This is a genomic window from Mycobacterium sp. IS-1556 (genome assembly GCF_001499985.1).
Lineage (GTDB): Bacteria > Actinomycetota > Actinomycetes > Mycobacteriales > Mycobacteriaceae > Mycobacterium.
The window spans coordinates 412,653-425,921 of record NZ_LQIM01000012.1 but is presented as its reverse complement, the minus strand read 5'-3'; the positions used below and the strand labels follow the sequence as shown (position 1 = coordinate 425,921).

General features: G+C 68.8%; 14 protein-coding genes. 12 read left to right on the top strand and 2 right to left on the bottom strand.

Going from position 1 to position 13,269, the window contains the following annotated elements:
* Positions 1–77: 77 nt before the first annotated feature.
* The 9 genes from AU187_RS11480 (at position 78) to AU187_RS11440 (ending at position 6,915) form a co-directional block, all read left to right on the top strand.
* Entirely contained in the window at positions 78–803 is a 726-nt protein-coding gene (locus AU187_RS11480) for a gamma-glutamyl-gamma-aminobutyrate hydrolase family protein (RefSeq protein WP_286131903.1), read from the top strand.
* Positions 800–2,164: an aldehyde dehydrogenase family protein gene (locus AU187_RS11475; RefSeq protein WP_059099736.1), complete on the top strand. Its 1,365-nt coding sequence runs from the start codon at positions 800–802 to the stop codon at positions 2,162–2,164. Before AU187_RS11480 ends, AU187_RS11475 begins: the two co-directional genes overlap by 4 nt.
* Positions 2,161–2,937 (top strand): 3-oxoacyl-ACP reductase, encoded by a 777-nt coding sequence (locus AU187_RS11470; protein WP_172800235.1) that lies wholly within the window; start codon positions 2,161–2,163, stop codon positions 2,935–2,937. The genes AU187_RS11475 and AU187_RS11470 overlap by 4 nt, the downstream gene beginning before the upstream one ends.
* 57 nt (positions 2,938–2,994) lie before the next feature.
* Complete coding sequence (locus AU187_RS11465) at positions 2,995–3,324, top strand: ArsR/SmtB family transcription factor (protein ID WP_059166691.1); 330 nt, start codon at positions 2,995–2,997, stop codon at positions 3,322–3,324.
* Positions 3,325–3,434: 110 nt separating this feature from the next.
* Complete coding sequence (locus AU187_RS11460) at positions 3,435–4,292, top strand: class I SAM-dependent methyltransferase (protein ID WP_059100118.1); 858 nt, start codon at positions 3,435–3,437, stop codon at positions 4,290–4,292.
* Between the two features lie 82 nt (positions 4,293–4,374).
* Positions 4,375–5,052 (top strand): energy-coupling factor ABC transporter permease, encoded by a 678-nt coding sequence (locus AU187_RS11455; protein ID WP_059100119.1) that lies wholly within the window; start codon positions 4,375–4,377, stop codon positions 5,050–5,052.
* Positions 5,049–5,408, top strand: coding sequence for a PDGLE domain-containing protein (locus AU187_RS11450; RefSeq protein WP_059099739.1), 360 nt, complete (start codon positions 5,049–5,051; stop codon positions 5,406–5,408). Before AU187_RS11455 ends, AU187_RS11450 begins: the two co-directional genes overlap by 4 nt.
* 2 nt (positions 5,409–5,410) lie before the next feature.
* Positions 5,411–6,184 carry a cobalt ECF transporter T component CbiQ gene (cbiQ, locus tag AU187_RS11445; RefSeq protein WP_059099740.1) on the top strand — a complete coding sequence of 258 codons (774 nt, stop codon included), beginning with the start codon at positions 5,411–5,413 and terminating at the stop codon, positions 6,182–6,184.
* Positions 6,181–6,915: an energy-coupling factor ABC transporter ATP-binding protein gene (locus AU187_RS11440; RefSeq protein WP_059099741.1), complete on the top strand. Its 735-nt coding sequence runs from the start codon at positions 6,181–6,183 to the stop codon at positions 6,913–6,915. The genes cbiQ and AU187_RS11440 overlap by 4 nt, the downstream gene beginning before the upstream one ends.
* Here the strand turns inward: AU187_RS11440 and mtr are convergent.
* Both mtr and AU187_RS11430 read right to left on the bottom strand, forming a co-directional pair.
* Positions 6,912–8,327, bottom strand: a complete 1,416-nt coding sequence (gene mtr / locus AU187_RS11435; protein ID WP_059099742.1) for a mycothione reductase — start codon at positions 8,325–8,327, stop codon at positions 6,912–6,914. The genes AU187_RS11440 and mtr overlap by 4 nt on opposite strands.
* A gap of 3 nt (positions 8,328–8,330) precedes the next feature.
* Positions 8,331–9,302 carry an alpha/beta hydrolase gene (locus AU187_RS11430; protein ID WP_059100120.1) on the bottom strand — a complete coding sequence of 324 codons (972 nt, stop codon included), beginning with the start codon at positions 9,300–9,302 and terminating at the stop codon, positions 8,331–8,333.
* A gap of 141 nt (positions 9,303–9,443) precedes the next feature.
* Here AU187_RS11430 and mqo point away from each other — a divergent pair, with 141 nt between their 5' ends.
* Genes mqo through AU187_RS11415 form a run of 3 tightly spaced genes read left to right on the top strand, consistent with a single transcriptional unit; the run spans position 9,444 to position 13,263 of the window.
* Positions 9,444–11,003: a malate dehydrogenase (quinone) gene (gene mqo, locus AU187_RS11425; RefSeq protein WP_082683901.1), complete on the top strand. Its 1,560-nt coding sequence runs from the start codon at positions 9,444–9,446 to the stop codon at positions 11,001–11,003.
* A complete protein-coding gene (locus tag AU187_RS11420) occupies positions 11,000–11,446 on the top strand; it encodes a GNAT family N-acetyltransferase (RefSeq protein WP_059099744.1) in 447 nt (148 codons plus the stop codon). The genes mqo and AU187_RS11420 overlap by 4 nt, the downstream gene beginning before the upstream one ends.
* The gene (locus tag AU187_RS11415) at positions 11,443–13,263 is read left to right on the top strand and encodes a magnesium chelatase subunit D family protein (RefSeq protein WP_059099745.1); all 1,821 of its coding nucleotides are present in this window, start codon (positions 11,443–11,445) and stop codon (positions 13,261–13,263) included. Before AU187_RS11420 ends, AU187_RS11415 begins: the two co-directional genes overlap by 4 nt.
* Positions 13,264–13,269: the final 6 nt, after the last annotated feature.

Sequence of the window (13,269 nt, the reverse complement as noted above, 5' to 3'; positions counted from 1 at the left end):
GAAATGGGACGAAAAAAGGACACTTTGCGTTCCCCAGCTCACGCGTGGGCCCTGCTCGCGGAAAAGAGGTGCGGCCCGTGCTCGGGTTGACCACCTATCTGCAGCAGGCGCAGACCGGGGTGTGGGATGTCCGGGCGAGCTTCCTGCCGGCGATCTACTCCGAGGGTGTGGAATTGGCGGGAGGCGTCTCGATGCTGCTTCCTCCGCAACAGGTTGACGACGACATCGCCGACCGGGTGCTCGACGGCATCGACGGACTCATTCTCACCGGCGGTCGCGACGTCGTGCCCGCGCACTACGGTCAGCAGCCGCACCCGGCCACCGACGCGGACGTCGCCGACAACCGGCGCCGCGACGAGTTCGAGTTTGCGCTGGTAAGGGGTGCGATGCGGCGCGCCATGCCGGTGCTGGGCATCTGCCGCGGAGCCCAGGTGCTCAACGTTGCGCTCGGCGGGACGCTGCACCAGCACCTGCCCGACGTCATCGGCCACAGCCGTCATCAGCAGGGCAATGCGGTGTTCACCACCTCGACGGTGCGCACCGTGCCGGGTAGCCGGCTGGCCGGGCTGATCGGCGAGTCGTCGGACGCGCAGTGCTACCACCACCAGGCCATCGACGAACTCGGCAACGGGTTGGTCATCAGCGCTCGCGACGACGACGGCGTCATCGAAGCGGTCGAAGTCCCGGATCGCTGGGTGCTGGCGGTGCAGTGGCATCCCGAAGAGCGCCTCGACGACCTGCGGTTGTTCGCCGGGGTCGTCGAGGCCGCGAGCACGTATGCGCAAGAAAGGGTAGAGGCGTGAGCGCGTCCGAGGTCATCAACCCGGCCACCGAGGAGCTGCTGCAAACCGTCGAGCAGACCGACGAAGCTGCTGTCGACGATGCGGTCGCGCGAGCGAAAGCGGCGCAACGGGATTGGGCGCGTCGAGCTCCCGTCGACCGGGCCGCCGCGCTGCGCGCCTTCGCCGCGACGGTGGACGCGCACGTCGACGAGTTGGCAGCGTTGGAAGTCGCGAACTCCGGACATCCGATCGGCAACGCCGCATGGGAGGCCGGCCACGTCCGCGACGTCCTGCAGTTCTACGCCGCCGCACCGGAACGCCTGTCGGGCAAGCAGATTCCGGTCGCCGGCGGAATCGACGTGACGTTCAACGAGCCGCTCGGGGTGGTCGGCGTCATCACCCCGTGGAACTTCCCGATGACGATCGCGTCCTGGGGTTTCGCGCCTGCACTTGCCGCGGGAAACGCGGTTCTGGTCAAACCGGCCGAGTGGACACCGCTCACCACGATCCGGTTGGGGGAGTTGGCCGTCGATGCGGGCCTACCCGCTGACCTGTTGCAGGTGCTGCCCGGCAAGGGTGCGGTGGTCGGCGAGCGGTTCGTCAGCCACCCCGACGTGCGCAAGATCGTGTTCACCGGCTCCACCGAGGTCGGCACGAGGGTGATGGCGGGCGCGGCCAGTCAGGTCAAGCGTGTCACGCTCGAGCTGGGCGGCAAGAGCGCCAACATCGTGTTCGACGATTGCGACCTGGAGCAGGCTGCCGCCACCGCGCCCTACGGCGTGTTCGACAACGCCGGCCAGGACTGCTGTGCCCGCAGCCGAATCCTGGTGCAGCGCAGCGTCTACGACCGTTTCATGGAGCTGTTCGAGCCCGCGGTCAAGGGCGTCGTCGTCGGGGACCCGCGAGCCAACGACACCGAGATGGGCCCCCTGGTGTCCAAGGCGCACTGGAACACCGTCGCGACGTTCGTGCCCGACGACGCGCCCGTCGCGTTCCGCGGGTCGGCGCCGTCGGGCCCGGGGTACTGGTTCCCGCCGACCGTGCTGACGCCGCAACGCACCGACCGCACGGTGCGCGAAGAGATCTTCGGGCCCGTGGTCACCGTGTTGCCGTTCGACGACGAGGCCGATGCGATCGCGCTTGCCAACGACACTCCCTACGGGTTGTCCGGGTCGATCTGGACCGACAACCTGTCGCGGGCGCTGCGGGTGTCGCGCGCGATCGAATCCGGCAACCTGTCGGTCAACTCGCATGCGTCGGTGCGCTACAACACGCCGTTCGGTGGTTTCAAACAGTCCGGCCTGGGCCGCGAACTCGGCCCCGACGCGCCGCTGTCGTTCACCGAGACCAAGAACGTCTTCTTCGCGGTGCGGGAGGCCTGATGGATCTGACGCGGCGGCTTGCCGGCAAGGTGGCCGTGGTGACCGGCGGCGCCAGCGGAATCGGGTTGGCGGCCGCGCGGCGCATGCGCGCCGAAGGTGCCGCCATCGTCGTCGGCGACGTCGACCCGACAGCCGGCCAGAAGGTGGCCGACGAGCTGGAGGGCACGTTCGTACCGGTGGACGTCTCCGACGACGCGGCGGTCGACACGCTGTTCGACACCGCCGCCGAAGCGCACGGCCGCGTCGACGTCGCGTTCAACAACGCCGGTATCTCCCCACCGGAGGACGACCTCATCGAGCGCACCGGGCTGGACGCCTGGCAACGGGTGCAGGATGTCAACCTCAAATCGGTGTTCCTGTGCTGCAAGGCCGCCCTGCGCCACATGGTGCCCCGGCAGAAGGGCTCGATCATCAACACCGCGTCGTTCGTGGCGGTGATGGGTTCGGCCACCTCGCAGATCTCCTACACCGCGTCCAAGGGCGGCGTGCTCGCGATGTCGCGCGAGCTGGGGGTGCAGTACGCGCGGCAGGGCATCCGGGTCAACGCGCTGTGTCCGGGACCGGTGAACACCCCACTGCTGCAGGAGTTGTTCGCCAAGGACCCGGAGCGGGCGGCGAGGCGGTTGGTGCACATCCCGATCGGGCGGTTCGCCGAACCCGACGAGATCGCGGCCGCGGTGGCGTTCCTCGCCAGCGACGACGCGTCGTTCGTCACCGCATCGGCGTTCCTCGTCGACGGCGGCATCAGCGGTCACTACGTCACCCCGCTGTAGGCGGCGCAAAAGATCGCTTCGGCGCTTACGCTCGGCTTCCTCGATAAACTGCGCACCATGGTCCGGTCCGGTAGCCGAACGGAAGCCAAGGATGTGACGTCCGCCTTGGCCGACGTGGACACGACCGACTGGACGGTGCGCTTCGATCTGCTCTCCGACCCGAACCGCCTCGAGATCCTGCTGGTGCTGCACCGTGCGCCGGGCATCTGTGTCGGTGATCTCGCCGCCGCGCTCGGCCGGTCGGAGAACGCCGTGTCCCAGGCGCTGCGAGTACTGCGCCAGCAGGGCTGGGTCTCGTCCACCCGGGTCGGGCGGACGGTCAGCTACCGCCTGCAGGACCAGACCGTGCACGACCTGCTGCACTGGATCGGCGCCCGCCACAGCTGATACCGCGATGGCGAGACCGCCGACCGTGAAAGGGCGGCACTGCGTGACGGATCAACGAAGAAAATTTGGTCAATGCGGTCGTGCGGCTCACCATCGGCTGGTTGCCTTGGATGGTGAGTACGGCACAGCCGAAACCCGGCGCGAAGGATCAGGATGCCGATCGCGCACTGAAAGCCAAGCATCGGGCACTGTGGGCGTCCGGCGACTATCCAGCCGTGGCCGCGGACCTGATCCCCAGCCTGGGGGCTGAACTCGTCCGGGCCTGCGGCGTGCGAGCCGGCGACCGGGTGCTCGACGTCGCGGCCGGTTCCGGAAACGCGGCGATCCCCGCTGCGAAGCTCGGCGCGGTCGTCACCGCAAGCGACCTCACCCCGGAGTTGTTCGACGCCGGGCGCCGCATCGCCGCCGAACACGGAGTCGACGTGGAGTGGGTGGAGGCCGACGCGGAGGCGTTGCCGTTCGCCGACGACAGTTTCGACATCGTGATGTCCTGTGTCGGTGCGATGTTCGCGCCCCACCATCAGGACACCGCCGACGAGATGCTCCGCGTCGTCCGACCCGGCGGAACCATCGGGATGATCAACTGGACGCCACAGGGATTCATCGGCAACCTCTTCGCCACGATGAAGCCGTACGCTCCGCCGCCACCCCCTGGCGCGGGCCCGCCGCCCCTATGGGGCGACGAGGATCATGTCCGGGCGCTGCTGGGCGATCGCGTCGCCGAGGCGACCATGCGCAAACAGACCGTGCGGCTGGAGCATTGCGCGACTCCGGCCGAGTTTCGCGAGTACTGGAAGCGCAACTACGGCCCGACCATCGCGGCGTACAAGTTCAACGCGGACGATCCCGAGCGGATCGAGGCCCTCGACGCCGACTTCCTGGCGTTCCTGCAGAAGTGGAACACCGGCGACGACAGCCGGGCGTTGTGGGAGGCCGAGTACCTGGTGGTGACCGCAGTCAAGCGTTGAGCCCTCTAGCTGAACATCTGTTCAGCTAGACAGGTATCGACCCAAGTTCTAGGGTTGCGGGGTGGCTTACCAGTACGTCGCCATGCACATGAGCGACGGCATCGTCAATGCGCCGACCTCCGTCATCTTCGGCCTCATCGCCGTCGTGGCCGTCGCATTCTGCGCGGCCAAAGCGCGAAACGAACTGGACGAACGCACGGTGCCGCTGGCCGGGTTGGTCGCCGCGTTCATCTTTGCGGTGCAGATGGTGAACTTCCCGATCCTGCCGGGAGTCAGCGGGCATCTGCTCGGCGGCGCCCTCGCCGCGATCCTGGTCGGCCCGTACACGGGGGCGCTGTGCATCGCGATCGTCCTGGTGGTGCAGGCGCTGCTGTTCGCCGACGGCGGGGTCACCGCGCTGGGCACCAACATCACCAACATGGCCGTGATCGGGGTGGCCGCCGGATATTCGACGGCCGTGTTGCTCTACGCGGTCGCCCGCAGGCGAGGTGACGTCCCGGTGGGCGGGCTCGGCGTCATCGCCTTCATCGCCGCGCTGATCGGAACAATCTGCGCGGCAATGGGATTCGTACTCGAGTACGGGATCGGCGGCGCGGCGGCGACGTCGATGGGCGCCGTCAGCGGATACATGTTCGGCACTCATGCGCTGATCGGGGTCGGGGAGGGGCTGATCACCGCGGTCACCGTGATGGCCGTCGCGCGGTCGCGTCCCGACCTGGTGTACCTGTTGCGCGGGACCCGACAGGAGGTCGCGGCATGAGGGCACGGTGGCGGTTCTGGACGGTGTTCGCCGTCGCCACCCTCCTGATCGCCGGTGTGGTGTCCTACTTCGCGAGTTCCAGCCCCGACGGGCTGGATTCGGCGACCCTGCGGGGCTGCGAAATCGTCGAGACCGCCGACGGCGAGGAGCTGACCGGCGAGTGCATCGCCCAGCACGCCGACGAACACAGCCTCGCGGCGTCGCCGTTGGCCGACTACGCCATCGCCGGGCGCGACGGCACCGGTGGAGTCGCCGGCATCATCGGGGTGCTGGCGACGGTGGTGGTCGCGGGCTCGGTGTTCTGGTTGATCGCCCGCAGCCGCAAAGCGGACGACGGCAGCGGGAGCCGGCGCTAGCCATGGGCGCGGGCGCCCATCCGCTCTACCGGCACGACGACTCCGCAGTGCACCGTGCCCCCGCCGAGGTCAAAATCGTCTGTCTGCTGGTGTTCGTCCTCGCGGTGGTCGCGACGCCGCGAGAGATGTTCTGGCCCTTCGCCGTCTACGCCGCGATCGTCGTTGTCGTCTGGCGGCTCGCACGCATCCCTCTGCGATGGATCCTGCCCCGAATGCTCATCGAGGCGCCGTTCCTGGTTCTGGCGGTGCTCCTACCGTTCGCCGACGGCGGCCAGCGTGTCGACGTGGCGGGCTTGCAGCTTTCGGTGACCGGACTCTGGGCGGCGTGGGGTATCGTCGTCAAGGGCACGTTGGGGGTGGCGGCGGCCCTGACGGTGGCGGCCACCACGTCGACGACCGAGTTGCCGATGGCGTTGAGCAGGCTGGGAATGCCCGCCGTGGTGACCTCGGTCCTGGTGCTGATGATCCGCTACGTCGATCTGCTCACCGGCGAGGCCAGCCGCATGCGGATGGCACGCGTCTCGCGCGGCGACTCGCCGCGTGTTCTGCATCAGGCGGGCGCGATCGCCAAGGGGATCGGGGCGTTGTTCCTGCGCTCCTACGAACGTGGCGAGCGGGTGTACGTCGCGATGCTGTCGCGCGGATTCGATGGCGGCGCACCGGATCTGGCGGTCATCGGGGCGCCGCCGCGGGCGGCCGCGTCGCAATGGGTGGTCGCCATGACACCCGCCGTCGCTGCGGTGGCGATCGCCACGACGGCGTGGGTGCTGCGATGAACGCCGTCAGCATCGAGGCGCTGCGCCACGTCTACCCGGACGGCCAAGTGGCACTGGACGGCGTCGACCTTGCCGTCGCACATGGAGAGCGCGTCGCGGTGCTGGGTCCCAACGGCGCCGGCAAGACCACGCTGATGCTTCACCTGAACGGTGTGCTCACCGCGACGTCGGGCACCGTGCGGATCGGTGATGCCGTGTTGACGCGCAAGACCATTCACGACATCCGCAGGCGTGTGGGGCTGGTCTTCCAGGATCCCGATGATCAGCTGTTCATGCCGACCGTCGCGCAGGACGTGGCGTTCGGCCCCGCCAACTTCGGGCTGCGCGGCGACGAGCTGGCGGCGCGGGTACGGCAGGCGTTGCAGACCGTTTCGCTCACCGAACAGGCCGACCGCAGCCCCACCCATCTGTCGGCGGGCCAACGTCGCCGGGCGGCATTGGCGACCGTGCTGGCGTGTGCGCCCGACATTCTCGTGCTCGACGAACCCTCGGCGAACCTCGATCCCGTGGCGCGCCGCGAACTGGCCGAAACCCTGTCGGGCCTCGAGGCGACCATGCTGATCGTCACACACGACCTGCCGTACGCCGCCCAACTGTGCGAGCGGGCGGTGGTGATGGACCGCGGCACAGTTGTGGCCGACGGACCGATCCGCGACATCCTCGCCGATGCGGAACTTCTTGCCGCACACCGCCTGGAGCTGCCCTGGGGTTTCGAGGTGCCGGCGCGCTAGTGGCGTTTGGACGGCGGCCACGGCGGTTCCCCGCAGAGCGCCAGCAGCGCGTTCTCGATGATCTCGGGTAGCGCGGGATGAATCCAGTACTGCCCGCGCGCCATGTCCTGGGCGGGCAGGTCGAAGGCCATCGCCTGAATGATGGGCTGGATCAACGACGACGCCTGATGGCCCATGATGTGTGCGCCCAGGAGCAGGCCGGTGTCGTCGTCGACGATCAGCTTGGCGATGCCGGTGGTGTCCTCCATCGCCCAGCCGTAGGCGACGTCACTGTAGTCCTGGATCTTGACCTTGATCCGGAATCCCTTTGCACGCGCTTGGTTTTCGGTCAGCCCCACGCTGGCGATCTGTGGGTCGGTGAACACCGCCGACGGCACATGGCGATGGTTGGCCGCCACCAGCGCATCCGTGTCGTCCCAGTCTTGTAGCAGATTGTGCTTGACGACGCGCGCTTCATGGTTGGCGACGTGCTTGAGCTGAAAGTCCGACGACACGTCGCCGAGCGCGAAAACGCCGCGCGCCGTGGTGCGTTGGTAGTCGTCGACGACGACCTGTCCGCCCGCGGTGACTTTCAGACCGGCGTGCTCGGCGTCGAGCAGGTCGCCGTTGGGAACGCGGCCCGTCGCGACCAGCAGCGTGTCGCCGCGCAGCTTCGAGCCGTCGGTGCAGGTGATCTCGACGCCTCCGCCGACCTCACGGGCATCGGCCAGTTCGTGGTGGTTGCGCACCTCCCACTTCTTGGCGGCGATGTCGGTGAAACGCATGGCGATGTCGTCGTCGTGGCCGCGCAGCAGCGTGCTGCCGCGGATCAGCAGCGTCACGTGGCTGCCCAGGGAGGAGAAGATGTGGGCGAACTCGCAGGCGACGTACCCGCCGCCGACGATGATGAGGTGCTCGGGCACATCGGCGATCCGCATGATCGTGTCGCTCGTGTGGTACGGCACACCGCAGTCCGCGACCGCGTCGGGAACCACCGCTCGCGAACCGGCGGCGATCACCACCTGGTCGGCGGTGAACTCCTCACCGTCGTCGGTGCGCAGTGCGTAACGGCCGTCGGGGCGAGTGGGCCGGAACCTGGCGTGGCTGGCGAACACCTGCACGTTGGGCGAGGACCGGCGGTAGTTCTCCCCACTCATCGCGATCGGGTCGATCCGCCCGAACACCCGCGAGACGATGTCGGGCCACCGCACCGCGTCGACGTGGGCATCGACGCCGTACCGCGACGCCTCCCGGACGTCCTGCGCGACGCCGGCGGCGTAGACGAACATCTTCGTCGGGATGCAGCCGACGTTGAGGCACGTGCCGCCGAAGATGCCCTGCTCGCAGATCGCCACCTTCTTGTCGACGTATCGCTCGTCGAGAATCGTGTTGCCGGAACCGGTTCCGATGATCGCGATGTCGAAGTGCGTCATGGGTCAGCCTCCTCGGGAACGGGTGGTGGCGTTGGAGCGGTGGGCGAGATACCAGTCCAGCCAGCCGGTCAGCTCGTGGTAGGCGGCCTGCCGCGGTTCGGGCATCGACAGGAACACGTCGTGCTTGGCGTCGGCGATCGGCACGACGGTGGTCCGGTTGCCGATGCAGCCGGCCCACCGGGCGATCTGCCTGACGTCGAGCACCGCGTCGCCGCGCTGGATCTCATCTATTTTTCGGGGGTCCCGGACCTCACGGACGCTGCGGTCCGAGCGCAGGATGAGGTTGGGCACGCCGACGTCGAGCCCGCGGTGCAGTTTCGCGTGGCCCCTTCGGATGGCGTGGATCCAGCCGGTCGTGACCGGGAAGCCGCCGACCGGCTTCCACCGCAGGTCGTAGTCGAAGTCGCCGTGGTAGTCGCGGTGCAGTGTCGTGCCGTATCCGCCCTCCGTCGGCGGGCGGACCACCAGCCGTTTGCGAAACCGCGAGACCGCGCCCAGCGCGGCGCGGGTCGGCGCGGCCCGCAGGATCGACGGCCCCTGCAGATCGAGCCACGGGCTGTTGAGCACCAGACCGGCGATGCGTTTGCGATCGGTCAGCCCGCGGCTGCGCAACCGGTCCAGCCACAGCGACACGATGAGGCCACCGGCCGAGTGCCCGTACACCAACACCTGCGCCGGTGACACCGAGGCGATGATGTCGAGCGCCCGCTCGAGTTCCACGTCGTAGCGGGTCAGGTCGGTGGTGAAGTGCGGGGTCTGCCCCTCCCGCCAGGAGCGGCCACATTTGTGCAGGTCGACGGCGTAGAACGCGAATCCCCGCGCGGCGAAGTGGTCGGCGAGCTCGGTGTTGAAGAAGTAGTCGGTGAACCCGTGCACCAACAGCACCGCGTGGGTGGCCGACGGATCGGGCTCACCGCGGCGGACCACGGTCGCGACGAGTTCACCCTCGCCGTCCGGGTCTGTGCCGAGGGCCATCGTGTGTTGCCAGTAGCCCGGCAGTACGTCGGCCTTCCAGTCGGGCACGACAGCAACGATAGTCGGCGCAGCCGAGCGTCCCGGGTGAAGCGGTCCCACTTCGTGCGCGGGGGTTGAGATGGCCCTCTGCGGGCTAACCTGATGACCGACCATGACCGCGACCACGAAGGACAACCGCGTCCAGCGTCTGGGGGGCTGACAGTGGCTGAGGACCATCCGACGACCGATGTCGTGCTCGTCGGGGCGGGCATCATGAGCGGCACGCTGGGTGCCATGCTGCGGATACTGGAGCCGGATCTGTCGATCACGCTCATCGAGCGCCTCGACGGGGCGGCCGCCGAAAGCAGCGATGCGTGGAACAACGCGGGTACCGGCCACTCGGCGCTGTGCGAACTCAACTACACGCCACAGAAGCCCGACGGTTCGATCGACATCTCCAAAGCGGTGCGCGTCAACGAACAATTTCAGGTGACCCGCCAGTTCTGGGCCTATGCCGTGGAGAACGGGTTGATCAGCGATCCGCGCAGCTTCCTCAATCCCGTTCCGCACGTGAGCTTCGTGCACGGCGCGGCGAATGTGAAATACCTACGGCGCCGCTACGACGCGCTGGTGACCAATCCGCTGTTCGCCGGGATGGAGTTCATCGACGACGAGGACGAGTTCGCCCGTCGGCTGCCGCTGATGGCCGAGAAGCGCGACTTCTCCGACCCGGTGGCTCTGAACTGGACTCAGCAGGGCACGGACGTCGACTTCGGTGCGCTGTCGCGCCAACTCATCGGCTTCGTCGCTCAGCGCGGTATGACCACACGGTTCGGGCACGAGGTGCGCGACCTGCGCCAGGAGTCCGACGGCTCGTGGACGTTGAAGGTGGAAAACCTGCGCACCGGTCGGACCAGCAAGCTCAAATCCAAGTTCGTTTTCGTCGGCGCGGGCGGCGGGGCGCTGAACCTGCTGCAGAAAGCCGGCATGAAGGAGGCCAAGGGCTTCGGCGGCTTCCCGGTCAGTGGCAAATTCCTGCGCACCGACGTATCGAGGTTGACCGCGGCGCATCGGGCCAAGGTCTACGGCCAGCCTCCGGTGGGTGCGCCGCCGATGTCGGTTCCGCATCTGGACGCCCGCATGATCAACGGCAGAGCGTGGTTGCTGTTCGGGCCGTTCGCGGGCTGGTCCCCGAAGTTCCTCAAACAGGGCGACGTTTTCGATCTGCCGGAGTCCGTCACACTGAACAACGTCGCGTCGCTGGTCAACGTCGGGCTCACCCAGTTCGGGTTGCTGAAGTACCTTGTCGGTCAGTTGATGCTGTCGGACGCCGAACGGATCGACGCGCTGCGCGAATTCGCCCCGAGCGCAAGGGAATCGGATTGGGAGCTCAATGTCGCGGGACAGCGGGTGCAGGTCATCTGCGGGAAGAGCGGCAAGGGCGTGCTTGACTTCGGCACGACCGTACTGGCTGCCGGCGACGGCACCATCGCCGGCCTGCTCGGCGCATCGCCCGGGGCGTCGACCGCGGTTCCCGCGATGCTCGACGTGATGCAGCGCTGCTTCGCCCAGCGCTACCAGGCGTGGCTGCCGAAACTGCGGGAGATGGTGCCGTCGCTGGGCCACGAGTTGTCCTCGGAGCCGGCGCTGTTCGACGAAGTGTGGTCGCACGGGACCCGCGTGCTGCGGCTCGACGAATCCTCGGCGGTGGCCGCCGGATGACGGTTGCGCTGCGCCGCAGCTGGTCGCGCGACCTCGACGCCGCGATGCTCTACGAACTGCTGAAGCTGCGGGTCGAGGTGTTCGTCGTGGAGCAGGCCACCCCGTACCCCGAACTCGACGGCCGTGACCTGCTGGCCGAGACCCGGCATTTCTGGCTGGAAACCCCCACCGGCGAGGTCATTTCGACGTTGCGGCTGATGGAGGAGCACCCCGGCGGGCAGAAGGGCTTCCGCATCGGGCGAGTCTGCACCAAGCGGGAGGCCCGCGGCCACGGGCACAGCACCCGGCTGTTGCAGGCCGCGCTGGCCGAGGTGGGCGACTACCCCTGCCGAATCGACTCGCAGACGTACCTGGCCGACATGTACGCCCGCCTCGGCTTCGTCCGCGACGGTGAGGAGTTCCTCGAGGACGGCATTCCGCACGTCCCTATGCTGAAGCCGTGACATACCCGTTCAGCGCGATTGTCGGACACGACCGCCTGCGGCTGGCGCTGCTGCTGTGCGCGATCCGTCCCGACATCGGCGGGGTGCTGATCCGCGGCGAGAAGGGCACCGCGAAATCGACCGCGGTGCGGGGGCTGGCCAAAGTGCTCGAGGCGGTCGACGGAGCCGCGCTCGTCGAGTTGCCGATCGGCGCCACCGAGGACCGGGTCGTCGGGTCGCTGGATCTGCAGAAGGTGCTGCGCGACGGTGAGCACGCGTTCTCCCCGGGCCTGCTGGCCCGCGCGCACGGCGGCGTGCTGTACGTCGACGAGGTCAACCTGCTGCACGACCATCTGGTCGACGTGCTGCTCGATGCCGCGGCGATGGGCCGGGTCCACGTCGAGCGCGACGGGGTGTCGCACAGCCACGACGCCCGGTTCGTCCTGATCGGCACCATGAATCCCGAAGAGGGCGAACTGCGTCCGCAGCTGCTCGACCGGTTCGGGTTGACCGTCGACGTGCGGGCGTCCCGCGAGGTCGACGTCCGCGTCGACGTGATCCGCCAGCGGATGGCGTACGAAACCGACCCGGACGGGTTCACGCAGAGCTACGCCGACGCCGACGCCGAGCTGGCCCGCCGGGTCGCGGCCGCCCGCGCCACGGTCGGTTCGGTTTCGTTGCCCGACAGCGAATTACGGCGCATCGCCGCGTTGTGTGCGGCCTTCGACGTCGACGGTATGCGCGCCGACCTGGTGGTCGCCAGGACCGCCGTCGCGCATGCCGCCTGGCGCGGCGCCGACACGGTGGCCGAGGAGGACGTCCGCGTCGCCGCCGAACTCGCGCTGCCGCACCGCCGCCGCCGCGACCCGTTCGACGACCCCGGTCTGGACCCCGGTCAACTCGACGACGCGATGGCGCAGGCCGACGAGGCCGCCGACGGAGATCCCGAGCCCGAGCCCGACCCGCCGGGTGGTGGTTCATCGGAGAATGGTTCGGATGGCCAAGGGCCACAACGTACTTCGGGCGACGCGTCACGACCGAGCGCCCCGCCGTCGCCGGTCTTTCGCACCCGGTCGCTGGTGGTACCGGGTGTGGGCGAGGGAGCGCCCGGCCGACGGTCGCGGGCGCGTAACCGCACCGGCAAGACGATCTCGGCCACCGGCGACGACGGGACCGGTCACGGTGTGCACGTGTTCGGCACGCTGCTGGCGGCGGTGGAGCGGCAGCGTGGACCGGGACGGCCCCGGCCGGCGCCGGGCGATGTGCGGCGGGCGATCCGGGAAGGGCGCGAAGGCAACCTGGTGATCTTCGTCGTCGACGCGTCGGGTTCGATGGCCGCGCGGGACCGGATGTCCGCGGTCGGCGGCGCGACGCTGTCGCTGCTGCGCGACGCCTACCAACGGCGCGACAAGGTCGCCGTCATCACCTTCCGCCAGCAGGCCGCCCAGGTGCTGCTGCCGCCGACGTCGTCGGTTCACATCGCGAGTCGGCGCCTGGCCCGATTCGACACCGGCGGCAGGACGCCTCTGGCGCAGGGGCTGTTGGCGGCCCGCGACCTCGTCGTGCGCGAGAAGGCCCGCGACCGCGCCCGGCGCAGTCTGGTGGTCGTGCTGACCGACGGCCGGGCCACCGGTGGCTCCGACCCGTTGGGCCGCGCGCGCGAGGCCGCCGCCCGGTTGGTCGCCGAGGGCGCCGCCGCGGTGGTGGTGGACTGCGAGACGTCCTATGTGCGGTTGGGGCTGGCCGAAGAGCTCGCCAAGCAGTTGGGCGCCCCGGCGGTGCGGCTGGCCGAGCTGCGGGCCGACAGCCTCACCGACGTGGTCCGCACCGCCGCCTGACCAAGG